The sequence below is a fragment of the Streptomyces sp. SID11385 genome (assembly GCF_010548245.1).
GTDB lineage: Bacteria > Actinomycetota > Actinomycetes > Streptomycetales > Streptomycetaceae > Streptomyces.
This window is the reverse complement of sequence record NZ_JAAGLR010001045.1, coordinates 1-1,424: the sequence shown is the minus strand read 5'-3', so window position 1 is coordinate 1,424 and position 1,424 is coordinate 1. Positions and strand designations below refer to the sequence as shown.

Annotated in this window: 2 protein-coding genes and 1 pseudogene; all 3 read right to left on the bottom strand. The window is 73.1% G+C overall.

Features of this window, described 5'->3' with window-relative positions; genetic code table 11:
- Positions 1 to 436 (bottom strand): annotated as a pseudogene (locus G3I42_RS31975) (hypothetical protein); the annotation flags it as partial.
- A gap of 323 nt (positions 437 to 759) precedes the next feature.
- Complete coding sequence (locus G3I42_RS31970; RefSeq protein ID WP_164291181.1) at positions 760 to 1,062, bottom strand: STAS domain-containing protein; 303 nt, start codon at positions 1,060 to 1,062, stop codon at positions 760 to 762.
- 205 nt (positions 1,063 to 1,267) lie between these two features.
- On the bottom strand, positions 1,268 to 1,424 hold a 157-nt coding region (locus tag G3I42_RS31965), incomplete at its 5' end, for a 3-hydroxyacyl-CoA dehydrogenase family protein (RefSeq protein ID WP_239096815.1).

Genomic DNA, 1,424 nt, shown 5'->3' with positions numbered 1-1,424 from the left:
CGGGGGCGGCGGCCTCGGGGGCGGGCGCGGGCTCGGGGCGCGGGGCGGGCGCGGAGCCGAAGAAGGAGGGCGCCGGGGTCTCCTCGGGCGCGGCACCGAAGACGGACTCGCGCGGGGCCGGGCCGCCGCTCCTGGACGCCGAGGTGCGTCCCGGCTCGCGCTTGGGCAGTCCGCTGGGCAGGACGACGGGACTCTGGCCGCCGGGTATGGGCTCCTCGGGCGCCTTGGCCGCCTGGGGTGACGTGGCGGCGGGGGGCTCGCCGAAGGGGGCGAGGAGGTCGGCGATCCCGTCCTCGCCTGAGTCGGGGGCGGCGTCGGCGTCGTCCCGTACCCCGAAGGCGTCGAACGGCGTCCCGCCACCGGCGTCGGCGGCGGCCTCCACGGCCTCGATGGCCTCCGCGGCAGTCGCCGGAAGCTCAGGCTCGCGCTCGTCCATTGGTCCTGTGCCCCCCAAGAAGCGTCTGTACCGTCGGTAAGCGAAGGCACCCTAAAACCTCAGGCCAGTATTCCCGACCTCACCCCTCGGAACAGCTCCGGGTACATCACGGTCTCGTGTGGATTCCAAGGCGACCCCCCGGTCCCGCCCGCACTGGAAAAATCCGCCCCGCACCGCAAAATTCAGCCCCTCTGGGGGTACCTCCCGGCCGAAGGCTGGGGGAGATTGAGGAGCGGGGCCCGGGGCGGAGCCCCGAACTCGGGGCCCGGGGCGGAGCCCCGCGAGTGCGCCCCCGGCGAGCCCGCACCCCACCCCCGCCCCGCCTACGGCGCCACCGCCTCGATCGCCAGAATCCGGTGCAACCGCGTCGCCACCAACAACCTCTGCATCTGCGCCGGCACCGCCCGCAGCACGAGCCGCCGCCCGCACCGCCCCGCCCGGCGGTGCGCCCCCATGATCACCCCGAGCCCCGTCGCGTCCCAGGAGTCCAGCTCGGAGAGATCGAGCACGAGGTCCCCCACCCCGTCGTCGACGGCCGAGTGCAGGACCGAACGGGCGTCCGCCGCGCTGCGGACATCGAGGCGGCCCCCGACGACCAGCTCGCTGTGGTCGCCCCTGATGTGCATAACCCGCTCCCCGATGTGTTCATGTCAGCCAACGCGTGTCCCTGTATGTCACAGCAACTGACTCCCGTCCCGGAACAGAAGTTGCCGCCTGTGAGCGAACCGATACCGAATTCACCCCGAAGGGTGAGGCGGCGTCCGCGAGGAACGCCGCCGCTCCCGGCCCCCGAAGGCCCGTGCGAAAGCCCGGCGAAGGGCCCCGCGAAGGTCAGTGCTCGTAGAAGCCCTGCCCGCTCTTGCGGCCGATGTCACCGGCGTCCACCATCCGGCGCATCTGCTCGGGCGCCGCGAACTTCTCGTCCTGCGACTCCGTGTAGATGTTGTCGGCGGCGTGCAGGAGGATGTCGACGCCCGTGAGGTCGGCG